Genomic DNA, 24597 nt, shown 5'->3' with positions numbered 1-24597 from the left:
TATGAATAGATCTTCCGCGTTGCTCCTTGCTTTTGTCTTCCTCAGCGGCTGCCAGGCCATGGCACCCGTGTCGCCGGACGGTACACCGCCGGTGGAAGACAGCACACCCGCCCCTGAAAAGCCCAAGGTTTATTCCTCGTTCAGTGAAGAAACGGTGTTCAGCCTGCTCAGTGCGGAACTGGCCGGCCAGCGCAATCGCTTCGATATTGCGCTGGATAACTACGTGACCCAGGCCATCAACACCCAGGATCCGGGAATTTCCGAGCGGGCGTTCCGCATTGCCGAGTACCTCGGGGCCGATCAGGCCGCGCTGGATACCTCGCTGATCTGGGCAAAGAACGCGCCGGACGACCTGGAAGCCCAGCGGGCAGCCGCCATTCAATTGGCGCGGGCCGGGCGTTATGACGACTCCATGGTCTATATGGAGAAAGTCCTGCAAGGCAAGGGCGACACCCATTTCGACTTCCTCGCGCTGTCGGCTGCCGACACGGACCAGGACACCCGCAATGGCCTGATGAAGAGTTTCGACCGCCTGCTGCAAAAACACCCGAAGAACAGTCAATTGGTGTTCGGCAAGGCCCTGCTGCTGCAACAGGATGATGAAGCCGAAGCCGCATTGAAGCTGCTGGAACAGAACCCTCCGGAAGACGGTGAGATCGCGCCGATTCTGCTGCGCGCGCGCCTGCTGCAGAACCTCAACCGCGGCAAGGAAGCGATTCCACTGCTGGAAAAAAGCATCAAGAAATACCCGGACGACAAGCGTCTGCGCCTGACTTACGCGCGCACGCTGGTGGAGCAGGACCGTATGGAGGACGCCAAAGTGCAGTTCGCCAACCTGCTCCAGCAATACCCGGATGACGATGAACTGCGTTACTCCCTGGCGCTGGTGTGCCTGGAAGCCAAGGCCTGGGACGAGGCCAAGGGTTATCTGGAAGAGCTGATCGAGCGCGAAAGTCATGTCGACTCAGCGCACCTGAACCTGGGCCGCATCGCTGAAGAGCGCAGCGACCCACAGGCCGCCCTGCTCGAATACGCACAGGTCGGCCCAGGCAACGACTACCTGCCGGCCCAACTGCGCCAGGCCGACATCCTGATGAGCAACGGGCGTACCGATGAGGCAGAAAAACGCCTGGCCGCTGCACGGGATGCCGAACCGGACTACGCGATCCAGCTTTACCTGATCCAGGCCGAGACCTTGTCAGCCAATAATCAGGGCGAGCGCGCCTGGAAGGTGCTGCAACAAGCCTTGCTGCAATTCCCCGACGATTTGAACCTGCTGTACACCCGCGCCATGCAGGCGGAAAAACGCAATGACCTGGCGCAGATGGAAAAAGACCTGCGCCTGATCATCAAGCGCGACCCGGACAACGCCATGGCCCTGAATGCCCTGGGCTACACCTTGTCCGACCGCACCACGCGCTACGACGAAGCCAAGGCGTTGATCGAGCAGGCGCACAAGCTCAACCCGGAAGACCCGGCCGTACTCGACAGCCTGGGCTGGGTGAACTATCGCCTGGGCAACCTCGACGAAGCCGAACGCTTGCTGCGCCAAGCCCTGGAGCGCTTCCCCGACCAGGAAGTCGCTGCACACCTGGGCGAGGTGCTGTGGGCCAATGGCAAGCAGCGCGAAGCCCGCCAAATCTGGGAAAAATTCCTCAAGGAACAACCCGAAAGCCCCATCCTGCGCGGCACCATCAAGCGCCTGACCGGATCCGAGACCCTTTAAGCTTATGTTCTTGCGCCACGTTATCGTTTTCAGCTTCATCGCCCTGCTCGCCGGTTGCGCGGGCTTCGGTGCCCGCGAATCCGTTGAGGGCCAGGGCAACCCGGCGCAATGGAAGCAGCACAAGGATCAGCTCGGCAGCATCGACGGCTGGCAGATCGAAGGCAAAGTCGGGGTTCGCGCACCGAAAGATTCCGGCAGCGGCACCTTGTTCTGGCTGCAACGCCAGGATTACTACGACATTCGCTTGTCCGGCCCCTTGGGGCGTGGCGCCGCGCGCCTGACCGGCCGCCCGGGACAAGTCAGCCTCGAAGTCGCCAACCAGGGTCGCTACGAGGCCACCTCGCCCGAAGCGCTGCTGGAAGAGCAGATTGGCTGGAAACTGCCTGTCTCGCACCTGGTGTGGTGGGTCCGCGGCTTGCCCGCGCCGGACAGCAAGAGCCGCCTGAGCCTCAACGGTGACAGTCGCCTGGCCACCCTGGAACAGGATGGCTGGCAGGTCGAGTACCTCAGCTACGTGGAACAGGGCGGTTATTGGCTGCCAGAGCGCATCAAGCTGCATGGCACCGACCTTGACGTCACGCTGGTGATCAAGGACTGGCAACCGCGCAAGCTGGGGCAATAACGTGGCCGTACAAAAACTGACCCTGCCCTCGCCGGCCAAACTCAATCTGATGCTGCACATTCTCGGTCGCCGTGAAGACGGCTATCACGAGTTGCAGACGCTGTTTCAATTTCTCGACTACGGCGATGAGCTCACCTTCGCCCTGCGCGACGATGGCGTGATCCAGTTGCACACTGAATTCGAAGGCGTGCCCCACGACAGCAACCTGATTGTGAGGGCCGCGAAAAAACTCCAGGAGCAGTCCGGCTGTTCCCAGGGCATCGATATATGGATCGATAAGATTCTGCCCATGGGTGGCGGAATCGGTGGTGGCAGCTCGAATGCCGCGACCACACTGCTGGGTCTGAACCATTTGTGGCAACTGGGCTGGGACCATGATCGCCTGGCTGCGCTGGGCCTCACGCTGGGCGCCGACGTCCCGGTTTTCGTGCGTGGACACGCCGCTTTTGCTGAGGGCGTGGGGGAAAAACTCACCCCGGAATACCCCGAAGAGCCGTGGTATGTCGTGCTTGTCCCGCAAGTATCTGTAAGTACAGCAGAAATTTTTTCAGATCCGCTGTTGACACGTAACTCTCCTCCCATTAAAGTGCGCCCCGTTCCCAAGGGAAACAGTCGAAATGACTGCTTACCGGTTGTAGCAAGGCGTTATCCAGAGGTACGTAACGCTTTGAATTTGTTAGGTAAATTTACCGAAGCAAAATTAACCGGAACTGGAAGTTGTGTGTTTGGGGGCTTCCCAAGCAAAGCTGAAGCTGATAAAGTCTCGGCCCTTCTTACAGAGACCCTTACAGGGTTTGTAGCAAAGGGAAGCAACGTTTCGATGTTGCATCGCAAGCTGCAAAGTCTGCTCTAAAAGGAATCGAGTACTGGGTACTCGTTGCAACAGATACAGGGGCGTCGCCAAGCGGTAAGGCAGCAGGTTTTGATCCTGCCATGCGTTGGTTCGAATCCAGCCGCCCCTGCCATTTTCTAATACTCATCCAGGTTACCCTCAGCCTCTAGGTACTGCGCGTGTCCAAGATGATGGTCTTTACGGGGAACGCCAACCCCGATCTGGCTCGACGTGTCGTACGTCAGCTGCATATCCCTCTCGGTGACATCTCTGTCGGTAAATTCTCCGACGGCGAAATTACAGCCGAGATCAATGAAAACGTCCGCGGTAAAGACGTCTTCATTATCCAGCCGACCTGCGCTCCGACCAACGATAACCTGATGGAACTCGTCGTGATGGCTGATGCCTTCCGCCGCTCCTCAGCGACTCGAATCACAGCTGTAATCCCTTACTTTGGTTATGCCCGCCAGGATCGCCGTCCGCGTTCCGCACGTGTGGCTATCAGCGCGAAAGTCGTTGCTGACATGCTGACCGTGGTAGGTATCGACCGTGTACTCACGGTTGACCTGCACGCTGACCAAATCCAGGGGTTCTTCGATATTCCGGTAGATAACATCTACGGCTCCCCCGTATTGGTGGATGACATCGAAGACCAGCGCTTTGAAAACCTGATGATCGTGTCCCCGGACATTGGTGGCGTCGTGCGTGCACGGGCTGTCGCCAAATCCCTGGGCGTGGACCTCGGGATCATCGACAAACGCCGCGAGAAAGCCAATCACTCTGAAGTGATGCATATCATCGGTGATGTCGAAGGGCGTACCTGTATTCTGGTTGATGACATGGTCGACACCGCCGGCACCCTGTGCCACGCGGCCAAAGCCTTGAAAGAGCACGGTGCAGCTAAAGTCTTCGCCTACTGCACACACCCTGTGCTGTCGGGCCGAGCGATCGAGAACATCGAGAACTCCGTGCTGGACGAACTGGTGGTGACTAACACCATCCCGTTGTCCGCCGCCGCTCAAGCCTGTGCGCGTATCCGTCAACTGGATATCGCACCGGTAGTTGCCGAAGCGGTTCGCCGCATCAGCAACGAAGAATCGATCAGCGCGATGTTCCGCTAAGGGTCAAACCTTCGGAACATCTCACTGACGAAAAGCGCCCCGCCCCAGCATACTGTTGGGGCGGGGCTTTTTTGCCCATATCGCCTTTAGCGCTGGTCGCAAACGCTGGGGCGAATGTGGTTATTTTGGAGATACAACATGAACGATTTTACTCTGAATGCTGAAGTGCGTTCCGACCTGGGGAAAGGTGCGAGCCGCCGCCTGCGTCGTCTCGCAAGCCTGGTTCCAGCTGTAGTTTACGGTGGCGACAAAGCCCCTGAATCCATCAGCATGCTGGCTAAAGAAGTTGCCAAACTGCTCGAAAACGATGCGGCCTACAGCCACGTTATCGAACTGAACGTTGGCGGCAAAAAGCAAAACGTCATCATCAAAGCCCTGCAACGTCACCCATCCAAGGGTCACGTTCTGCACGCTGACTTCGTACGCGTCGTAGCCGGCCAGAAACTGACCGCTATCGTGCCTGTGCACTTTGTTGGTGAAGAGGCTCCGGTCAAGAAAGGCGGCGAGATCTCTCACGTCCTGAACGAAATCGAAGTGACTTGCCTGCCGAAAGATCTGCCTGAGTTCATCGAAGTCGACCTGTCGGCTCTGGAAATCGGCGCAATCATCCACCTGTCCGACCTCAAGGCTCCTAAAGGCGTTGAGTTTGTCGCACTGGCTCACGGTGATGACAAAGCTGTTGCAAACGTACACGCTCCACGCGTTGCTCCAGAAGCTGAAGAAGGCGCTGCAGAGTAATTCACTCTGTATTGCCGGAGCTTGAGGAAACATCGCGGACCGAAACGTAGCGAGAAAGCGGGCGATAACGCGGCGTTTACTCTTGAGTAAATGATCTCTTGTCGTCCACTTTCGCCGCACGCGGGTGTAGCGATGTTATCCACAACTCCAAAGGAAGGGCCCCTGTCGTGACTGCCATTAAACTGATCGTTGGCCTGGGAAATCCAGGCGCCGAATACGAACAGACCCGGCATAACGCGGGGCCCTTTTTGTTGAGCGTATCGCCCACGCCCAAGGTGTAAACCTGGTGGCCGATCGCAAATATTTTGGCCTGACCGGACGTTTCTCCCATCAGGGTCAGGATGTTCGTCTATTGATTCCCACCACCTACATGAACCGCAGCGGCCAGGCTGTCGCGGCGCTTGCGGGCTTCTTCCGGATCAAACCCGAGGAAATCCTGGTGGCCCATGACGAACTGGACCTGCCACCCGGCGTTGCCAAGCTCAAGCAAGGCGGCGGGCATGGCGGGCACAATGGCCTGCGCGACATCATCGCGCAGTTGGGCAATCAGAATACTTTTTACCGCCTGCGGCTCGGCATTGGCCACCCAGGCGTCGCCAGTATGGTTTCAAATTTCGTCCTGGGTCGTGCGCCACGCGCCGAACAGGAAAAACTCGATGCCAGCATCGACTTTGCCCTCGGCGTGCTGCCGGATATCTTCGCCGGTGAATGGAACCGCGCGATGAAAAACCTGCACAGCCAGAAGGCCTGACTTTTTTCCGAGGGGAAACACCATGGGATTCAATTGCGGCATCGTCGGCCTGCCCAACGTCGGCAAATCCACCTTGTTCAACGCTTTGACCAAGTCCGGTATTGCGGCGGAGAACTTCCCCTTCTGCACCATCGAACCCAACAGCGGCATCGTGCCGATGCCCGATCCACGCCTGGACGCACTGGCGGCCATCGTCAATCCCAAGCGCATCCTGCCGACCACCATGGAGTTCGTCGACATTGCAGGCCTGGTAGCCGGCGCGTCGAAAGGTGAAGGCCTGGGCAACAAGTTCCTGGCCAACATCCGTGAAACCGATGCCATCGCCCACGTGGTCCGCTGCTTTGAAGACGAGAACGTGATTCACGTCTCCAACAGCGTCGACCCGAAACGCGACATCGAGATCATCGACCTGGAACTGATCTTCGCCGACCTCGACAGCTGCGAGAAGCAACTGCAGAAAGTCGCGCGCAACGCCAAAGGCGGCGACAAGGACGCAGTGGTCCAGAAAGGCCTGCTGGAACAGTTGATCGCACACTTCACCCTGGGCAAGCCGGCACGCAGCCTGATGAAGACCATGGGCGCTGACGAGAAGGCCGTGATCAAGGGTTTCCACCTGCTGACCACCAAGCCAGTGATGTACATCGCCAACGTCGCTGAAGACGGCTTCGAGAACAACCCTTTGCTCGACGTGGTCAAGGCCATCGCCGACGAAGAAGGCGCCATCGTGGTGCCGGTGTGCAACAAGATTGAAGCGGAAATCGCCGAGCTGGATGACGGCGAAGAGAAAGACATGTTCCTTGAGGCCCTGGGCCTGGAAGAGCCTGGCCTGAACCGTGTGATCCGCGCCGGCTACGAAATGCTCAACCTGCAGACCTACTTCACCGCCGGTGTCGAAGAAGTCCGCGCCTGGACCGTAAAAGTCGGCGCCACTGCGCCACAGGCTGCCGGTGTGATCCACACCGACTTTGAAAAAGGCTTTATCCGCGCGGAAGTGATCGCCTACAACGACTTTATCCAGTTCAAGGGTGAGGCCGGTGCCAAAGAAGCGGGAAAATGGCGTTTGGAAGGTAAGGAATACATTGTTAAAGATGGCGATGTGATGCACTTCCGTTTCAACGTGTAAGTATTACCCGCGATTTAAATAGTAAAAAAGCCGATGCTTCGCATCGGCTTTTTTATGGTCGAACATTTATATATTTTATCAATCAATAGTTTTAGCCAAACTCCAGAAAACTTCAGATTTCTCCTAGCCGCTCTTTCGCACTTAGCAAAAACATCAAACACCAACACCAACACCAGAATAAAACTTATCTTACACACCCCTGGCAAATAACGACTCCAAGAGTACGTGACAACAGCTATAGAATTTCACCTACTGAGTTAGCTTGCGACAGTACTCCCTGCGATGAAGCAATAGCGCTTATGGAGCTATAATTCGATGTCGGCGTTCGACCACATGGAAAATGAGACGGAGTCATACCTGATTGACGATCCAGAGATTAAAAGCATGTTGGGTAGCACTGCTACGTTTAACATTGATATCTTGTTGCTAGGGGAAACCGGAACTGGCAAGGATACATTGGCTCAGCGAATCCATCATCTATCCGGCCGGCGGGGTAACTTCGTCGCCGTAAACTGCGCAGCTATTCCTGAAAGCCTCGCCGAAAGCCAATTATTCGGCGTCAACAGCGGCGCTTATACCGGAGCGATACAATCACGCGCTGGTTTTGTCGAGGCCGCCCACTTGGGCACATTGTATCTGGATGAGATCGACAGCATGCCTCTAAGCTTGCAAGCAAAATTGCTGCGCGTACTAGAGTCACGCGGTGTGGAGCGCCTAGGCTCGACCCGTTTTATCCCGGTGGACATGCGGGTCATAGCATCAGCCCAGCATTCTTTGCACGAAATGGTCGAGCAATCCACCTTTAGGCGCGATCTGTACTTCCGCTTGAATGTCGTCAACATTCAGCTGCCCACCTTGCGTGATCGACGTGACTGTATCATTTCGTTATTTCTGGAGATGGTCCAGAAAGAAGCAGAATATTTCAAACTTCCTACCCCGCCTCCACCTGAGAGTCTGCTGCATCAGCTGCTTGTTCACACTTGGCCGGGCAACGTTCGCGAGCTACGTTCGACGGCGAAGCGATTTGTATTAGGACTGCCAGTGCTCTCAAGCCCGCCCTCCGCCCACCAGGGCAAAAAAACAAGCCTGAAGTCAAATCTGCAGCAAATCGAAAAAACGCTGATTGAGGAGTCTTTGCGCCGCCATGACTACTGTGTAAATGCAGTGGCCATTGAATTAGGTACTTCCAAGCGCACGCTATACCACAGGATCAAACATCTGGAAATTTCTTTGACATAAAGCCATGTTTCTGTTTTTTACTTACTAAAAGACCACATCGCTTTATTCATAAACATTCCTTGCGAGGCCAGTCCTATCAATACACTGGCAGGATACACAGATAGGCCTTCCAACATACACAATTAGAAACATTTAACCTCGACGCTCAGGGAACGCATTTTTCACGATAGCCACACAGGTAGCACCTAAGCAAATATATGCTAGGTAAAATAAACTCAAATTTACGTTTGGAGCTTATATGTCTAATTCAATCGGTCAAAACCCGACTAGTTCCCCTTATTCAAACTATGGGAGCTCTAACGAAGCAGAAGCCAAAGCGATATCAGCTAAGCAACAAAGAGATATTTTAGATAACGGTTGGCTAGGCGCCGAAATGAAGAACGTTAACGATATGCTACAAAAATCCAAAGGCCAGTAACTAATCAGCTGATATATAGGTTACCTCTTGCACCTGGCCATCAAGAGGTAACCATCTTGCCAGCCTGAAGATCACTTCATCTGCCCTCATAGAAAGTCACTATGATTAATCAATGAGCCCACATGCCATGCGAATAGAAGAAACTGAACGTTCAAATCAGTCCGACAGAGGCAACGTTACCTACTCAGCACCTGAGCATCCAGCGTACAGTAGGGATGCCAGTTTTTTTTCATCAATGCTCGAAGGTTCAGGCGTTACAAAGACAGTGTCTTCCAGGGCTACCGTCCCCCAGCTTTTTGTGGAGGCGTCCAATCAGCTCAGCGCCTCAATGAACCGTTTTTCCAAACTCGTCCGTGCGCCTAAAAAAGAGCTAGACTTTGAAGTCTACAAAACTTTCCCTCGCGATTTTTTTAACGCACAACTTACTCCACATCTGTTGACAAAATGTCTCGCCAAGACGACCCAAGGCGTCGACAAGATATGTAACTTGCAGTAATGAAAATAATACCCCCTCTCTTTGCCGTCATCTTCATTGGCATTGCATCCCTCTTGGGCGGATGCAGCGACAGCGTAGAACTTCATCGCCAGCTTTCCGAACAGGAGGCCAATGAAGTCGTAGCCGAATTGGCTGATAAAAATATTCGCGCCAAAAAAATTCCCGCCAAGGACGGTGTTGTCATCACGGTTAATGCGGTTGATATCGGGCGAGCTGTACGAACGCTGGAAGCCGTAGGTCTACCCAGAGCTACTCGGACCACGCTAGGGGATACCTTTCGCAAGGAAGGGGTAATTTCAACGCCATTGGAAGAGCGCGCGCGCTATATCTATGCCTTATCCCAAGAACTTGAGGCCACTTTGTCCAACATTGACGGCGTCATCGTCGCACGCGTGCACGTCGTGTTACCGGAACGCGTCGCTCCAGGGGAGCCAGTACAACCGGCATCGGCTTCGGTATTCATCAAGCACGACCCACGGTTAGACCCCGATAACATCAGAGCACGAATTCGCAGAATGGTAGCGAGCAGTATCCCTGGCATGTCTATGGCAGTGGACAACCTGCAAAAACTCTCGGTGATATTCGTGCCCGCGACGATTTACCAGGAGCAGCAACGGCTAGTGTATTTCGGTCCTTTCCTGGTGCCTGGCGATGATCTTGGGTTCTGGCGAACCAGCGTGATCGTTTTACTGCTCAGCGTGATCGTCCTCACGGTCGCCTTATTGCTCCTGTACAAACGACGTCAGAGTGGCCTTCAAGAAACGGGCTCCACGGGCAGATCAACGGTTTCTGTTCATGACAACTAGACTGGATCATCAGTTTCATGAATACCTGTCGTGGGCACGATGGTGGGTATTTCCCTGGGAGACCGCCCACGATGACTGGAAGGGCGCAGATTACCCAGTGATTGAAACGCTTCTTCGCAGTGGACAGTCAGTACCAGACAAACTACTAGGTTATGCAGCCTGCTTGCCCGCTAACCCGCACCCCACAGTGATCCGCCTGGCGCTGGCCTCGAGGGAACAACTGAACCTAATGCTGGCATTGGTTCACCACACCTTCAATCCCCAGGACTCAGCCCTCTTGACCGACATTCATCACCAATGGTGCGTGCGTCTTTCCAAGGCGTTGCCCCGCGTGATACTGCCGCCCGATTCTGACCTGCTACAACTGCTCCATAGCTGGATTGAACCCGCGACTTGGCAGCGTCTTAGATTGCGATTCCCCCGCAAATGTGTGGTTGAGGTTGAAACAACAAACCTTCCGCACGGAATCACAGGTAATCGACTCGACACACTCTGGCAGGCAGTCGTATGGCGCGCTACTACATTGACGAGTGATGACATGCCCACAGCTGGCACAACTGAGGAGTTCAACAATGTTATGCCGTTACAACATTGAGTTATCCGGGCCCTCGCCTAGCGTGCCACGTAGCATAATCCCCCGGGAAGAGCTTGCAAACTGGAAGCATGCTAACCAACTCTTGCGTGACGCAAACGCTCAAGCTGAAGAGTTGATCAGGTTGACAGAGGAAAAATGTGAGGTGTTGCTGGAAAAGGCTTCGTTTAATATCTGGCAACGCGTCGATGCTCAGCTCAAGCGGTGGGAACGTAGTAGGCAAACGATGTGCGACAACTTGGAACATTACGCCACCCAGATCACCAATCAGGCTATACATAACCTGCTTGACGAGATAGTAGCCCCCCAACGAGTGGCAGCTCTTATCAAACAATTACTGAAAAGCCAAGTCGACGAAATCTCCGCAACACTGGTGTGCCACCCACATGACCTTAAAGAGGTAACGCACTGTTTAGCCCGCTATGGAAGTACAGTATGGAAGCTTAAAGCCGACACTTCAATCGACTCCCAAACCCTTGTATTGAAGACAGATGAAGGAGATTTCAGAATCAGCTGGAACGACATGCGCAACGCTCTTTACGAACAGGTTAGGGATCGTCGGATCGATGTCTGAGCTCGATCTTCTCTAGCGTTTATTAATGTTCCCTATTTAGTAATGAATCCCCCCTCAACGACATCCGCCATAAAGGTAGATCATGGACTTCTATAACACCTTCACTTCAGAAGTTATAAGAAACCGGAAGAACGCTGACAGAGAGTTTACATCTTTTTTCAGGGAGGCATCGCCAGACAATTGGGATGGCGAACTTTTTTTTAAGTTGGCACTTAACAAAGAAATGGCCAATTCTTTGGATCAGGATCACGCCAAGATTGTAAATCAGTCGCTCAGAACCACAATTGACTTTTTCAATTAAATGAAAGATTTAATTTGTGACTGGCTGCGTAACAAAGAAGAACAAATGACATTACTTGAAGAGGATGGCGAAGTCACATTGATATATCAGGAAAGCGTTTTGTTACTTGCCGCCCAACTGACGTCAACTCGAGCTGACGGCGTGGCTCTACAGTATTGGGCACGTCTGGGCGCCGCCAGCCTCGTGCATTTCCAGGGTGCACTGGCTCAGAACCCAGACACTGGTGTGCTTTGGCTTACTCAGAGTCTGAAAGGCAAACTGAGTGAGCCACATGTGCTCGACTCTCTGGCAGCCTTACTCAATCAACGCGATGCATGGCGAGCTATCTTCGCACGTCTTTGGCGCCCTCCCCTGAGCGTCAAGCCTCTCCCGCTTCGTTCACAGCTGTGCTAACCAGAGTACTCCCATGAATAACAAGACCCGCGAGCGCAGGAGTCTGCGTTTTGATTCGCCCATCGTTTTATCCAAACGCGTCCGTTGGTGCCGTATCGGCCTGCTTTGCTCGCTATTGATCCCGCTAAGCAGCACGTTGGCTGCCATTCCCTCAGAATGGAAAAACACCGCCTACGCCTACGAGGCGGAACACAAACCCCTACGAGACGTACTCGAAGACTTCGCTCAGACCTTTGGCACGCGACTGCAAATCGAGGGCCTGCTGGAAGGCAATGTCAATGGCAAGATCCGCGCGAATACCCCGCAGTCAATGCTGGACAGGCTGGCCGTTGAGCATCGTTTTCAGTGGTACCTTTATAACAACACCCTGTTCGTCAGCACCCTGGACCAGCAGGACTCCGCGCGCCTTGAAGTCTCTTCCGAAACCATCGCCGACCTCAAGCAGGCCCTGACCGATATCGGACTGCTCGATAGCCGCTTCGGCTGGGGCGAGTTACCGGAAGACGGTGTGGTACTCGTCTCCGGCCCCAAGCGCTACATCGAACAGATCAAGCACTTCAGCAGTCAACGCCGCACACCGGATGAAAAACAAAGCGTGCTGAGTTACCCGCTGAAGTTCGCAAATGCGGCGGACCGTCATGTGGATTACCGCGGCGAAAAGCTCGCTGTCCCAGGTGTTGCCAGCATTTTGCGCGGGCTGCTGGAACCGCGGTCCACCTCGAATATCTCGAATCTCTCGAGGCTGAGCCAGCGTCCCACCTCACCACCCGCGCCACTCACTCCCAACATTCCCCGGCTAGGCAACCCGTTGCTGGGCCAGATGCTCGGTGCTAACGCCAACCCGGCATCACTGGACATCGGCCCCGCGGTCACCCCACGCGCCCCGGTCTCCAATAGTCGGATTCGCGTCGAGGCCGATATACGCAATAACGCAGTGCTGATTTACGACTTGCCGGAACGCCAGGCCATGTATCGCGAGCTGATCACTCAACTCGATGTCGCGCGCAAACTGGTGGAAATCGACGCGATCATTCTCGATATCGAACGCACGCAATTGCGAGAATTCGGGGTGAACTGGGGTTTTCAGAACAGTCGCTTCCGTGGCGGTGTCAATATGGCACCGGGCACTTCGTCGCAGGTGTCGATTGAAAACCGCGAGCGTTTCTACGCGGATATACGTGCGCTGGAAGCCAAGGGGCTGGCGAGCATGGTTTCCAATCCCTCGGTGCTCACGCTGGAAAACCAACCGGCGGTGATCGACTTCAACCGCACACAATACCTGACGCCCGGTAGAGAGAATGCAACCATCTTGCCGGTCACCGTGGGGACCAGCTTCCAGGTTGTGCCCCGCGTAATCACCAGCCGGGGCGACCACCAGATCCATCTGGCAGTGGATATCGAAGATGGTAACTTCGACGAGAGCAACCCCCTCCCCGGCAACCTTGACGTACGCCGAGGCAAAGTCAGCACCCAGGCGGTCATGGCGGAAAAGCGCTCGCTGGTGGTCGGTGGCTTCCACGTCACCGAAAGCAGCGACAAGCGCAACAAAGTCCCCCTGCTGGGTGATATCCCGCTACTGGGCAAGGCGCTGTTTTCCTCGACCGAACGGCAGAACAATCGGCGTGAACGCCTGTTCATTCTCACCCCACGTGTCATCGGTGACCAGGCCGATCCGTCGCGCTACCTGCCCCAGGACGACCAAGTCGAATTGCAGGCAGCCCTCGCACCGTTGGCGCGGCGCTATAGCCCTCACCAACCGGTGATCAAGCGCAGCGATATCATCAGCACCCTGGCGCATTTGGTCAGCGGTGAAGTGCCCAAGGCGTTCAAGGCTGCACCGATGCCGCTGGGGCTGAATACCCTGTGCAACACCCGCGACTTGCTGGCGCTGAACACCGAACGCAGCCAGTGGTATGCAGGCCCTGAGTACAACGTAGCGGTGGTGGTGTTGCGCAACCAGTTCAAACGCAATGTGCGTATCGACGAAAAAGAGTGCAGCAACTCCCAGACCCTGGCCGTCAGCGTATGGCCGCGCGCCTGGCTCAAGCCGGGTGAAGAAGCCGAGGTATTTATCGCCATGCGCCCAGTGGTGAAGGATGAACACCTCAGTGTGCCCCGCCCCTCCTTGATCTCTCCTGCTCAAAAGGCTACGCCATGAAACACCGCTTATTTTGCGTCACCCTGATCGGCACCGCGCTGCTCGTCGCCGGCTGCACCCCCACCTGCAAGGGCGACTCGTGCTCGCGCCCGCAATCGGCCAAGGACAAAATGGTGATCTGGTGGCCACCGCAGATGCGTGTCGAGCCGGGCCCCGCCGGGGAGCGAAAAGACTACCAAACGGTATCACTGGAACGATGAGCGTGAAGGAAATGCCCGACGCACAACGCCAGGTGTTTCTGGACAGTCTGGTGAGCGGCGCTGCCGCTCACCTGCCGCTCGCTCCCGGCATCAAGGTGTGTGCGCTGCAAGGCGGCAATCAGCGGGGGATGGCCTTGCATATCGCCCGTGAAGCGCAGCAAACCGGGCAACTGCAATGGGTGCTGGAGCGACGCTTTGAATACGCGTCGTTATACGATGGCTTTTTCATCTACCTCGATGCCCAGTACGCCCTGGTGATCTGGCACGCGCTGCCGGCAGCGCGTAACACGCTGGACAAGACTCTCAGCCGAATGTTATCGCTGGCCAACCTCGGTGCCCTGGACGCATCTTCCAGTCGCTGATCAACGCCGCTCAAGCTCCGGCAACTCCAGGGTTTCGCGCTTGGCTTCGTCATCCAGCTCGCGCAAGGTGCGGTAGATCAGCGCAACGGCCTGCAAGGTTTCGCGAGGAATGCTTGCACCGAGCTGTTTCGTATATAGCGTGCGGGCCAGCCACACACACTGGATCACCGGCACCTCGGCGGCCTTGGCTCGTACGATCAACGTGCGGGCCTCGGCGTCGGTGCCTTTGCTGATCAGTAACGGCAGCGGCGTCTTACCGGGCCGGTAGTACAAGGCGACCGCAAAGTGCGTCGGGTTGACCACCAACATATCGGCCTCCTCTAGTTTGGGCAGCTTGACCTTCGGCTCCTCCTGGGCCAGTTGGTACGCCAACGAGCGGCGCTGGCCTTTCACATGGGGGTCACCTTCCATGTCCTTGTACTCCTTGACGACCTCGACCTGGGTCATGCGCATGCGTTTGGCGAAGAAGTACTTCTGCAAGGCCAGGTCAATCAGGGCCAGCACCAGCAGCAACCCAAGGCAGGCGTGCAGCAGATGACGGAACAGGGCGATCAGCGCCAGCAGGTAACTTTGCAGATCGCTGTTTGCCAAGTTGATCAATACCCCCAGCGAAGGCCAGACCACCAGGTAAACAATCAGGCCGATAAGGAACGCCTTGGCGATGCTCATCAACAGATTCATCACCGACTGGGCAGAGAACATCTGCTTGAGCTGGCTGACCGGGTTGAGGCGATTGAAATCGAGCTTCAGCGCTTCCGGGGCGAACAGCAACCCGAATTGCATCCAACTGCTGATCAGCTTCGTCGTGATCGCCACTCCGACCATCAACAGGGCAAACGAAGCAAACATGACCAGCCCTTCAACCAGCACCTCTTCCAACGCGCGTACAAACGGCTGGCTCAAGCGCGACATCGGCAACACCATCAATTGCTGGAAGCGCTGAAGGCTGGTCTCGGCGGTTAACAGGGCGATCTCACTGATAGCCGTGAGTACCAGTAACTTGGGGACGTCCTGACTCTGGGCGACCTGGCCTTTCTTGCGCTGGTCGCGCAGCTTCTTGGCAGACGCCGGGTGTTTTTTTTCCCCCGAATCACTCATGGCAATGAGGCCTTGAAGAGAAGCCCCAGCGAGTGTTTCAGGTCACCCAACTGGAGCATGCGCCCGACGATCAGGTCCTGCAGCAGGGCAAAGTACAACAGCACAATACCAATACCTGCCAGGCTCTTGACCGGCGGCGCCAGCGTACTCACCTGCAATTGCTGGCTGTAGACCCCCAGCAGCGCAATACCGAACTCCAGCAACAACAGCACCGCAATGAAAGGCGCGGCATACAGCATCATGTGCGTGAAGGTATCGCCCAGCAGACCGACAAATACACTCATGCCATTAGGCGCAGGCAGCGGAAACCACACGGTGGGGGGCCAGATCAGGTAGCTGTCCCAGATCACCTGGGTCAACGCGCCCAACCCCAGGCTGACCATCAGCAGAAAAATCGCCAGTTGCTTGAACAAGTGCCCGATGGGCGTGGCATCCGGCCCCAGTGAAGGATTGAGCTGACCACCGGCAAGTGCACCGCGCTGGTTATCCAGCAATGCCCCCACTGCTTCGAACATCCAGAACGGCATCGCCAGCAACACTCCCAGCAACAATCCCAGCGCCACCTCCTTGAGTACCAACGCACCGAGCATGAGCGCGGAGTAGTCCTGGCCCTCCAGCGCCGCATGGATACCCGGCGCGGGCAGCAATGCCATGACCATCACAATGGTGTGCCGAAGCATGCCGCGTATGTGTTGAAAACAAAACGCCGCCACCAGGATGGCACATGGGTAGATACGCGCCATGCCGATCAAGAGGCTGGGCAGGAATTCGAGATAGAGCAGCACAGGCGAGGCCTCAGTTCAGGGCCGAGCGGCCGATCATCTCGAAGGTGAGGTTGATCAGTTGGATCAACTCCACGCCAATCCAGCGCCCGGTCATGATCAGCGTGATACCCACCGCCACCAGCTTGATGCCAAAGGGCAGCGTCTGGTCCTGTATCTGCATCAGTGCCTGCACCAGGGATGTCAGCACACCCACCACCACCGCCACGATCAACGGTGGCGCCGACAACACCACCACCAGCAACATGCCCTGTTTGAACAGCACGATCGGTTCCATAAGCCACTCAGAGATAGGAGAGGAACAGGCTGTCGAGCAGCCGCGACCAGCCGGATACCAGCACGAACAACAGCAGTTTGAGCGGCAGGGAAATGGTCATTGGCGAGACCATTTGCATGCCCAGCGCCAGCAGCAGGTTGGAGACGATCAGGTCGATCACGATGAAGGGAATGTAGATCAGGAAGCCGATCTCGAACCCTGCCTGCAACTGCGACAGCACGAAGGCCGGAATCAACAGAATCAGATCCTCGCGCTGCACCTCCTGCGCCATCTGTGCGGGCCACAGCCGCGCGGTATTTTCCAGCAGATGCGTCAGCACATCCGGGTCCACGTTGCGCAGCATGAAGGCACGCAACGGCTTGATGGCCTCTCCACCCGTCTGCAGTACCGTTTGCACATTGCTCATGTCCAGGGGCGAAGCCTTGACGCTCTCGGCGATCTCGTAACCCACCGGCGCCATGATGAACAACGTCGCTGCCAACGCTATGCCATTGATTGCCATGCTGGGCGGCACCTGCTGCACGCCGATGGCATTTCGGGTAATCATCAGCACAATCACGATTTTCAAAAACGATGTGCAGATGACCAACAGCAGGGGCATCAACGTCAGTGCCCCAAGAAAAAGCGCGAGAACGAGGGGGTCGAGCCCTTGGAGTATCATCGGCCGAACATCACGCGGGACAACTGCAACCCCAGGCGCCCGTCGACTTCCACCAACTGTCCCTGGCCTATGGGGCGGTCACCATAATAAAGGCCCGCCATACCGGGGGCGTAACCGGCGATACCCAGCACCGAGCCGGGTGCGAGATTACGCAGTTCACCCAGCGTAAGGTTCAGCGTTCCGCAGCGCACATTCAGCGCCATGCTCAACTCATCGAACGGCTCATTGCCAAATACATCCTCCACGGGCTCCCCTTCCTCGTATTCCGAATAATGGGGCGCTGCAAAATCTTCGTCCATGGACGTGTCCTCGATAGAAGTAAGGGTCAGGCACAAAGCACCAGTGGCATCGTCAATGCAGCCATGCAGCCGCTGTTTGCCAACCTGTATGTAGCCGCTGCCCTCGGCTTGAAAAAAGGTCTGTTCAAGCACCAGCACATCACCGGTACGCAGGCTACGAGCCTGCGCAATCGGTAACTGCAAACGCCCAAGGGTCACGGCAATTGCCAATTGGAACCGCGCCGGCATCGGCCCGGCAGTGGCGTGCCATGGCCCGGCGTCGCACAACGCCAGGAACGTTTCAGGGGCCAGCCACAGATAGCCCACAACCCGCGACTCCCCCAGGGTTACGCTGAGCCGGCAACCAAACCCCTTGGGCCGGTCGGTCTCCAGCAATCGGATATCCCCCAATAACGCACTCACCTGCGGGCTCAGGTGATGCTGGAACAAAGCCCAGAACCAGGACTCCGGATCGTTGCCGGACGGGGCCAATGTCACCGGGCATTCGCCCAGCAGGCTGAGCAACGGCCCCGCTTCTGCGAGCGCCAGGACACCACACACGGTTTCGAAGCAGAACGCCTCGGCACCTGCTGGTGCCCGTCCAGGTTCCAGCCGCAGCTCGCCGTCCTCGCTGGCGACCTGAAACGCCAGGCGCAAGCCGCGCCCCAGTCGACGGCGTGCGGCAACCGTGTCGCTCTTGATTAAGGGAAAGGTCAAGTGCGGCACTTTCATGCGCAACCGGTACTAGGCACAAGCAGGTTGACCGGCAACCCCAGCACTGCCGAGAACCGGTCCTCACACTGTTGCCGCACACCGTTGAGCCAACGCGCCGTGGCGTCATGTTCCGCTTCCAGTTCAATGCTCCAGGCACTCTGTTCACGGCGAACGCTGGCATTGATCCGCCCCAGCCGAGGCAAGTACAACACCGCCTGCAGCGGCCACTGGGAACCAGCCTGTATGCGAGGAGCTAATTGCTCGGTAAGGGCCTCGACCATGGAGGCACCGGTCGACGCCTTGATTCCCGATAAGGAAGCTCCCGATCCAGTGCCTTCATCGTTATCGGCAAACAGTTGAGCGAACAGTCGCCCTTGTTCCCAAGACACTACGCCCGTAGCGCCCGGCTCCCGCTCCTCGCGCACCTCACGCGGACGTGGGCGCTCAACGGGTTTATTTGAAACCTGGGTCATGTCGGCTCCTGGGCCAGAAGAAGGGATAACTCCTGAAGCTTCTCCACCTGCCGCAGACACGCGGTGACGTGTTTCTGAGCACTCCCGACGCGGCTTTCCTTTTCGTCTTGCTGGCCTTGTAATTGCGCCAGTTGGCCTTGGTCCCGCCGGGTACTGGCAGATAACGTTCGCTCCTGTGCGCCCCAGGATTTCAAGGCCTTCAGGCTCAGCACCTGCCCCTGATGCTGACTGAGCAATTCAGCACTTTGCCGAGCCTCCTCCTGCCGAGTCTGCTCAAGCACATCCTTAGCCTGCTGGATATCCACGAGCAGGGCCTGCTGGGCGCGCTTGGCCTCACGCAGGGCACGCTCGGCGCGGTCAGCCCTGTGCCTGCGCAGGCGCCGCAACGTCTCGACCTCGCCGAGAAGCACATCAGAATGGGACATGGGCGGTCAGCTCCTTAAGTTGCTCCAGCGTCGTCAACATCGGCGTAGGCTCACGCAGGTCCTGACGCAGGAACCCGTCGACCGCCTGACGGCTGTCCACCGCCAGATCGGTCAGGGCATCGCTGCCGGGTTGATACTCCCCCAGCTTGAGCATCAGCTCGATCTGTTGGTACGCCGACAACAACCGTCGCAATGCCGTACCCGCCTGGATGTCCTCCGGCTCCGCGACGTTGCTCAAGATCCGTGAAAGACTTGCCAACACATCCACCGCCGGGTAGTGCCCACGCTCGGCAAGCTTGCGGGACAGCACGATATGCCCATCGAGCAGCGAGCGAACCTCATCGGCCACCGGATCGTTCATGGAGTCCTGCTCAATCAGCACCGTATAGATGGCGGTGATCACTCCGTCACGCGTCAACCCGGCACGCTCCACCAGCCGTGGCAGTAGGCTATATACCGAAGGAGGCAAACCTCCGCGCCCCAGGGGTTCGCCGGCAGCCAGGCCGATCTCACGCTGGGCCCGGGCGAAACGGGTCAAGGAGTCAATCAGCAGCAATACCCGCTGCCCCTTGCGCCGAAACCCTTCGGCCAATGCCGTGGCCGTGAACGCAGCTCGGGCGCGCTCCATGCTGGAGCGATCGGAGGTGGCGCACACCAGGACCGCCTTGGCGCGCAACTGGTCATCGAGCTCATGGTCGAGAAACTCACGCAGCTCCCGCCCCCGCTCGCCGATCAGCCCGAATACGATGACATCGCACTCGACGTTACGCGCGATCTCGGCCAGCAAGGTGGTCTTGCCACAACCGGCCCCGGCGAACAGGCCTACTCGCTGCCCCTCGCCAATCGTCATCAGGCCATCGATCGAACGCACGCCGGTGGCCAGTGCACGGTTAATCCTCGGCCGCTCGGTGGGCAGCGGCGCTTCACACAACACCGCACTGGTATCCGGTAAGTCAGCCTCGACAAACGCACTCACGCCCTGCCCCGTAATCGGCCGTCCGAAACCATCCAGCACCTGGCCCAACAGGGCCTCGCTGACCTGGACTCGATGCGATACCCCAAGGCGCTCCACTCCAGCGCCTACCCGCACGCCTTCCAAATTACCCAAGGCGCTGAGCACCGCATCCTGCTGATCGAAGCCGATGATCTCGGCGAGCATGTAGTCGCCCGGACTTTTTTCCACCTGGCACAAATCGCCGATACGCGCCTGGGGTAGCCGGCACTGCAGCAGCATGCCGTTGACGCGCTGGATTCGGCCACGCATCGTCACCGGCGCAAAGTTGCTCAATGACTGGGACTGGCGCTGCTGCCAGGCTTCAAGACGCGCTTGCAAATCCGCACTCACCAGCGCACCTCGTAACGCTGCGCGCCGTCGAAAACCACCTTGCTGTTGTCGATCAGCACCAATCGCAGCCCTTCCACTTCGTCGCCCACAAACAGTCGGCCGCCCTCTTCCAGGACCACGTGACCGTTCGGCCCGCCGACGATCTGCACAATCCTAAATGGCAGTGTGCCGTCGCGCGCACGCACACGGCTGATCACCGGTACCGAGCTGTCGAATTGCTCACCAAAACGGCTGAGCATGCGCGCTACCAGCTCCACGTCGTCCTGGGAAACATCTCCGCTGAGCGCCACCTGGCCATTGATCACTTGCAAGGTGACCCGCTGACTCAACTCACGTTCGCTGAGCATCTTCAATAGCTGCTGGCGTACTTCAAAAGGCGAAGCCAGCTCCTGTTTCTGAACCACGGGCGGCATCAGCGAAGCCTGCGCCTCACGCTCCCCTGTAGAGACCGTGCCCACGGCCACGAGGATTGCCGTCACCACCAACACCAGGCTGATCAGGCGCTTTTGTTGCGACTGCGAGATTGACGATAACTTCATCGCTTGCGCAGGCTCATGGGCCGGCGGCGGCGCTACCGTCACAGGGGCTGCGGGTTGGGGCCAAGGCTCCTCGGCCAAGGTGACGCACAGACGCACCCCTCCTACTGAAAACGGCACATTCAGTTCCAGCTTGGCGATCTGCGCCAGTACCTGGCCTTCGGGGTCTCGCAACAGCCCCGCTTCGGCCTGCACCAACCAGTTGGAGTCAATAAGCCGCAGGCGCGCATGCTGCTCGACGACGCCCGGGTCGTTCAACATCAGGTCGGCGTCTGCGTGAGCGCCAATGCTCCACTGCTCCCCAAACAACGGCAACGCAGCGCCCTGGCGCAGCCCGTCAAGCACCCTTAACTCAAACATCAGCGAGGCCTCCACGCTGGTCATGGCCGAATACTCATGCCACTGCACCACGCATCAGCTCGTCCTGGCCAAGGTCAATGCGCCCCAGCACTTTGACCTTGGAGGTGTTCCCCAACTCGGCAAACGACAGCACCGGAACATGGTTGAACTCTTCCACCAGCAAAGTACGCAAGGGACTACGCAGGTCCTGCGCCACCAACAGCACACTCTTGCTCTTGGCCCTTAAGGTAAAGGCCTGGTTAAGCAGGGTGATCAACGCGGCGCTGTGGTCGTCGTCAAGCGCGAAAAACACCCCGGTCTGGGTCTGGCGCAATGCCTCACGCAGGATGTTTTCAGAGTGCGGTGACAGCAGCCAGGCATGGAGGCCGTCGGCCTCGCTGTACTGATGGAAAATCTGCGCCTTGAGCGCAATACGCGCGTAGTCGGCCAATGCTTCCGGCTCACGCTCATGCTGGCCATACTCGATCAGCGATTCGACAATCAACCGCACGGCGCGCAGCGGCACGCCTTCACCGGCCAGGCGTTGCAATACTGACGAAAACCGCGACAGCGGCATGATTCGTTGCAGTTCCTGCACCAGTTCCGGCTGGTTGTGCTCCAGCCAGCTGAGGATCGACTTGCTCTCCTGGATCCCCAGGAACTGCGGTCCGCTGAGCATCATGGCCTGCTTCATGCGTTCGATGATCAGACTGGTCGCGGTAAAGCGTTCCAATTGCGGGTCATCGAGCAATGGATCATCCGGTGCCAGCCAGACCCAGTCCTGTTCATCACGCTCAGCCAGCCCGGGTATTCCGTGCTCAGGCTCGACCGTCAAGGCGTTACGCTCAACGGCCAGATAGTTGACAACCGAGGCCTTGACCATCGGCACTTCATGCACACAAAAACGCATTTCGTCGGCGGCCAGCGAGTCATCGAGTTCGACTTCGAAGGGCGGCAGGGTCAGACCGATATTGGCAACCAGTGCATTTCGGGCCTGACGAATTCCATGAATAAGCTCCGTCACCTCAGGCGTCCCACGCAAAACCGGGGGGAACAGCAACAGGTAAGGGCGCGACGGATCAAACCCGCGCAAGTCCTCTTTTCCGTTTTCTTCGGGACGCACGGCTTCGGCGACTGCGGCCGCGGGCTCTGCCTGTCGCTGACGCTGGCGCATCAGGTAATACCCCAGGCTGCCGGTTATCAGCGAAATAAGGATAAATACCCCGGTCGGCATACCGGGCACTATCGCAAACGCGAGCATGCCCACCGAAGCGATGACCCAGCTCTTGGGCTCGCTGGTCATTTGCCGGGCAATTTCGGCACCCATGTTACTGATGCCCTTACGCCCCTCCGGCGCCACGCGGGTGATGATCATGCCGGCGGTCAGAGAGATCAGCAGCGCCGGAATCTGTGCAATCAGACCGTCGCCGATAGTCAGCACCGAATACAACGTCATTGATTCAGCAGCGCTCAAGCCGTGCTGGAACATGCCCGTAGAGAAGCCGCCCAACAGGTTGACCACGACGATGATCAACCCCGCGATAGCGTCGCCCTTGACGAACTTCATGGCCCCATCCATCGCGCCGAACAACTGGCTCTCACGGGACAACTGCTCGCGCTTGTCCCGCGCTTGTGTGCCGTCAATCAGGCCGGCACGCAAGTCACTGTCGATGGACATCTGCTTGCCAGGCATCGCGTCCAGGCTGAACCGCGCCGCGACCTCGGCAACCCGTTCCGAGCCTTTGGTGATCACCAGGAAGTTAACCAGGGTCAGGATCAGGAAAATCACCATCCCCACTGCCAGGTTGCCTCCCACAACGAAATTACCGAAGGCCTCGACGATGTCACCCGCATCCTGCTCCAGCAGGATCAGACGCGTGGTTGCAATCGACAGGGCCAGTCGAAACATGGTGGTCAACAACAGGATCGACGGAAACGACGAAAACGCCAGGGGGCCCGGCAGGTAGAGCGCAAGCACGATCAACAGGCACGAAATGCAGATATTGAGGGCGATCAAAATGTCCACCAGCCAGGTGGGCAGCGGCACAATAAAGATGAATACGATGGCCATGACCACCACGGCGCCCAACACTTCGGCGCGTTGTGCCACTTTGAGCAATACACGGTTGATGGCCGACAGAGCGGTCACGTCATGGTCCTCGGCTCACCGGCATGTCGTGTAGGCCCGCGCATATGCCGGTCCATTTCGTCCACCACCGTCACAAGCCGAGCCAAGGTATCCCGTCGTACTTGATTGTCAGACCACAAGGCCAAGGGCAACTGCTTGAACAATGGGTAAATCGCCTGGAGGGCTAACAGTTGCTGGAGGGATGAGACCCCTCCCAGATCATTCACCAATCGCAGGGCCTCAGCAGCCTCAATGCCACCGCCGGCATAAGCCAGCAGACGCTGCAACAAGCCTACCGCGTCATGTTCGATGCCCAAGCGCCCGATCAACTCATTGCACCCAGCCAACACGGAGCTCAACTGCCCGCAGTCTCGCAGGCCCTGCAGCAAAGTGCGCAACAGGGGCGTGGGCATTGACGACACCTTGGCCGCAATGTCATCCGCCAACGCCTTACGCATCACCTGGAGCCCGATGTGGAACTGCTCACCACCGTATACACCCAGCAAAGCCTGCATCATCGTCGACAGGGATTGGCGCGTGACCACATTGGCGTAGTAGAGCATACGCAGTGCCTGGCGCTCCTGCGGGTCGACCCCGGCCGACTGCAACGCCAAGGCAATGTTCAGGCCTGCCTGGATCTCCCCTTTGAAACGGGCTTCAAGCTGGGCAATGGCATCGCGCGCCAACGTAGCGTCGGACTGACGGACCTCGCTGCCAGCCTTGGCAGCCACATGCTTGAGCACCACAAACGCACGCGCCGGGTCCCCGTCCGCAAGCTTCAGCAATTTTTCGACAGTAGGTCTGCCCTGCAATTGCTGCCTGAAGAGTAGCGAAAGGAACGCCAGCGTCTTCTTGGCCGGATGGCCCAACTGATCATAAAGTTGCGCAAGCTGCTCGACGGGGGGCACGCGCAACGTCATCCGCCGGCCGCTCAGCGCTCGGCTGTTGAGCTCCACCTCCTGGCCGAACAGATGTGCAAGCTCATCGATTCCCTTCGCGGGTGCGGGAACTGAGGCATGACTGATAGCCGCCTGATCCAGGGGCGGATTGTTTGCACATCGTTGTTGGATTCGACTTTCATGGACACGC

General features: G+C 57.5%; 24 protein-coding genes, 1 tRNA gene and 2 pseudogenes. 16 read left to right on the top strand and 11 right to left on the bottom strand.

The window, feature by feature from the left end; translation table 11 throughout:
* Position 1: 1 nt before the first annotated feature.
* From NIBR502773_RS19245 to NIBR502773_RS19165, 16 genes and pseudogenes are all read left to right on the top strand, one after another.
* Positions 2 to 1726, top strand: coding sequence for a tetratricopeptide repeat protein (locus tag NIBR502773_RS19245; RefSeq protein WP_141156701.1), 1725 nt, complete (start codon positions 2 to 4; stop codon positions 1724 to 1726).
* 4 nt (positions 1727 to 1730) lie between these two features.
* The gene (gene lolB, locus NIBR502773_RS19240; protein ID WP_027606887.1) at positions 1731 to 2348 is read left to right on the top strand and encodes a lipoprotein insertase outer membrane protein LolB; all 618 of its coding nucleotides are present in this window, start codon (positions 1731 to 1733) and stop codon (positions 2346 to 2348) included.
* A gap of 49 nt (positions 2349 to 2397) precedes the next feature.
* A complete protein-coding gene (gene ispE / locus NIBR502773_RS19235; RefSeq protein ID WP_205885421.1) occupies positions 2398 to 3201 on the top strand; it encodes a 4-(cytidine 5'-diphospho)-2-C-methyl-D-erythritol kinase in 804 nt (267 codons plus the stop codon).
* A gap of 37 nt (positions 3202 to 3238) precedes the next feature.
* Positions 3239 to 3313, top strand: a tRNA-Gln gene (locus NIBR502773_RS19230).
* Between the two features lie 46 nt (positions 3314 to 3359).
* Positions 3360 to 4301: a ribose-phosphate pyrophosphokinase gene (locus NIBR502773_RS19225; RefSeq protein WP_003171603.1), complete on the top strand. Its 942-nt coding sequence runs from the start codon at positions 3360 to 3362 to the stop codon at positions 4299 to 4301.
* Between the two features lie 138 nt (positions 4302 to 4439).
* Positions 4440 to 5039, top strand: a complete 600-nt coding sequence (locus NIBR502773_RS19220; RefSeq protein WP_027606889.1) for a 50S ribosomal protein L25/general stress protein Ctc — start codon at positions 4440 to 4442, stop codon at positions 5037 to 5039.
* A gap of 167 nt (positions 5040 to 5206) precedes the next feature.
* Positions 5207 to 5790: pseudogene (pth, locus tag NIBR502773_RS19215) on the top strand (aminoacyl-tRNA hydrolase).
* Positions 5791 to 5812: 22 nt separating this feature from the next.
* Complete coding sequence (gene ychF, locus NIBR502773_RS19210) at positions 5813 to 6913, top strand: redox-regulated ATPase YchF (RefSeq protein WP_010213320.1); 1101 nt, start codon at positions 5813 to 5815, stop codon at positions 6911 to 6913.
* Positions 6914 to 7228: 315 nt separating this feature from the next.
* The gene (locus NIBR502773_RS19205) at positions 7229 to 8152 is read left to right on the top strand and encodes a sigma 54-interacting transcriptional regulator (RefSeq protein WP_141156700.1); all 924 of its coding nucleotides are present in this window, start codon (positions 7229 to 7231) and stop codon (positions 8150 to 8152) included.
* A gap of 238 nt (positions 8153 to 8390) precedes the next feature.
* The gene (locus tag NIBR502773_RS19200) at positions 8391 to 8570 is read left to right on the top strand and encodes a hypothetical protein (RefSeq protein ID WP_141156699.1); all 180 of its coding nucleotides are present in this window, start codon (positions 8391 to 8393) and stop codon (positions 8568 to 8570) included.
* A gap of 495 nt (positions 8571 to 9065) precedes the next feature.
* The gene (gene sctJ, locus NIBR502773_RS19195) at positions 9066 to 9872 is read left to right on the top strand and encodes a type III secretion system inner membrane ring lipoprotein SctJ (protein WP_141156698.1); all 807 of its coding nucleotides are present in this window, start codon (positions 9066 to 9068) and stop codon (positions 9870 to 9872) included.
* Between the two features lie 572 nt (positions 9873 to 10444).
* Entirely contained in the window at positions 10445 to 11038 is a 594-nt protein-coding gene (gene sctL, locus NIBR502773_RS19185; protein ID WP_141156696.1) for a type III secretion system stator protein SctL, read from the top strand.
* 301 nt (positions 11039 to 11339) lie between these two features.
* Positions 11340 to 11732: a type III secretion protein gene (locus tag NIBR502773_RS19180; RefSeq protein WP_141156695.1), complete on the top strand. Its 393-nt coding sequence runs from the start codon at positions 11340 to 11342 to the stop codon at positions 11730 to 11732.
* A gap of 13 nt (positions 11733 to 11745) precedes the next feature.
* Positions 11746 to 13890, top strand: coding sequence for a type III secretion system outer membrane ring subunit SctC (sctC, locus tag NIBR502773_RS19175; RefSeq protein ID WP_141156694.1), 2145 nt, complete (start codon positions 11746 to 11748; stop codon positions 13888 to 13890).
* The gene (gene hrpT, locus NIBR502773_RS19170; RefSeq protein ID WP_115486566.1) at positions 13887 to 14090 is read left to right on the top strand and encodes an HrpT family type III secretion system protein; all 204 of its coding nucleotides are present in this window, start codon (positions 13887 to 13889) and stop codon (positions 14088 to 14090) included. The genes sctC and hrpT overlap by 4 nt, the downstream gene beginning before the upstream one ends.
* Before the next feature lie 11 nt (positions 14091 to 14101).
* Positions 14102 to 14452, top strand: coding sequence for a transcriptional regulator (locus tag NIBR502773_RS19165; RefSeq protein WP_141156693.1), 351 nt, complete (start codon positions 14102 to 14104; stop codon positions 14450 to 14452).
* On the opposite strand, the gene sctU is transcribed toward NIBR502773_RS19165, so the two are convergent.
* From sctU to sctW, 11 genes and pseudogenes are all read right to left on the bottom strand, one after another.
* Positions 14453 to 15550 carry a type III secretion system export apparatus subunit SctU gene (gene sctU, locus NIBR502773_RS19160; protein ID WP_141156692.1) on the bottom strand — a complete coding sequence of 366 codons (1098 nt, stop codon included), beginning with the start codon at positions 15548 to 15550 and terminating at the stop codon, positions 14453 to 14455.
* Entirely contained in the window at positions 15547 to 16335 is a 789-nt protein-coding gene (gene sctT, locus NIBR502773_RS19155) for a type III secretion system export apparatus subunit SctT (protein ID WP_115486564.1), read from the bottom strand. Before sctT ends, sctU begins: the two co-directional genes overlap by 4 nt.
* A 10-nt stretch (positions 16336 to 16345) precedes the next feature.
* Entirely contained in the window at positions 16346 to 16609 is a 264-nt protein-coding gene (gene sctS, locus NIBR502773_RS19150; RefSeq protein ID WP_065938437.1) for a type III secretion system export apparatus subunit SctS, read from the bottom strand.
* A 7-nt stretch (positions 16610 to 16616) separates the two neighbouring features.
* Positions 16617 to 17270: a type III secretion system export apparatus subunit SctR gene (sctR, locus tag NIBR502773_RS19145; protein ID WP_115486563.1), complete on the bottom strand. Its 654-nt coding sequence runs from the start codon at positions 17268 to 17270 to the stop codon at positions 16617 to 16619.
* The gene (locus NIBR502773_RS19140) at positions 17267 to 18280 is read right to left on the bottom strand and encodes a FliM/FliN family flagellar motor switch protein (RefSeq protein ID WP_141156691.1); all 1014 of its coding nucleotides are present in this window, start codon (positions 18278 to 18280) and stop codon (positions 17267 to 17269) included. The genes sctR and NIBR502773_RS19140 overlap by 4 nt, the downstream gene beginning before the upstream one ends.
* A complete protein-coding gene (locus NIBR502773_RS19135) occupies positions 18277 to 18735 on the bottom strand; it encodes a type III secretion system HrpP C-terminal domain-containing protein (protein ID WP_141156690.1) in 459 nt (152 codons plus the stop codon). Before NIBR502773_RS19135 ends, NIBR502773_RS19140 begins: the two co-directional genes overlap by 4 nt.
* Positions 18732 to 19160 carry a YscO family type III secretion system apparatus protein gene (locus NIBR502773_RS19130; protein ID WP_141156689.1) on the bottom strand — a complete coding sequence of 143 codons (429 nt, stop codon included), beginning with the start codon at positions 19158 to 19160 and terminating at the stop codon, positions 18732 to 18734. The genes NIBR502773_RS19135 and NIBR502773_RS19130 overlap by 4 nt, the downstream gene beginning before the upstream one ends.
* Entirely contained in the window at positions 19147 to 20505 is a 1359-nt protein-coding gene (locus NIBR502773_RS19125; protein WP_115486559.1) for a FliI/YscN family ATPase, read from the bottom strand. Before NIBR502773_RS19125 ends, NIBR502773_RS19130 begins: the two co-directional genes overlap by 14 nt.
* Positions 20502 to 21401 carry an FHA domain-containing protein gene (locus NIBR502773_RS19120; protein WP_141157854.1) on the bottom strand — a complete coding sequence of 300 codons (900 nt, stop codon included), beginning with the start codon at positions 21399 to 21401 and terminating at the stop codon, positions 20502 to 20504. Before NIBR502773_RS19120 ends, NIBR502773_RS19125 begins: the two co-directional genes overlap by 4 nt.
* A 34-nt stretch (positions 21402 to 21435) precedes the next feature.
* Positions 21436 to 23529: a type III secretion system export apparatus subunit SctV gene (gene sctV / locus NIBR502773_RS19115; RefSeq protein WP_141156688.1), complete on the bottom strand. Its 2094-nt coding sequence runs from the start codon at positions 23527 to 23529 to the stop codon at positions 21436 to 21438.
* A pseudogene (sctW, locus tag NIBR502773_RS19110) lies at positions 23526 to 24589 on the bottom strand (type III secretion system gatekeeper subunit SctW). Before sctW ends, sctV begins: the two are co-directional and overlap by 4 nt.
* Between the last annotated feature and the right edge of the window lie 8 nt (positions 24590 to 24597).

The sequence above is a fragment of the Pseudomonas sp. NIBRBAC000502773 genome (genome assembly GCF_006517195.1).
Classification (GTDB): Bacteria; Pseudomonadota; Gammaproteobacteria; order Pseudomonadales; family Pseudomonadaceae; genus Aquipseudomonas; species Aquipseudomonas marginalis.
The sequence above is the reverse complement of the archived record's forward strand: the minus strand, read 5'-3'. Positions and strand labels throughout refer to the sequence as shown.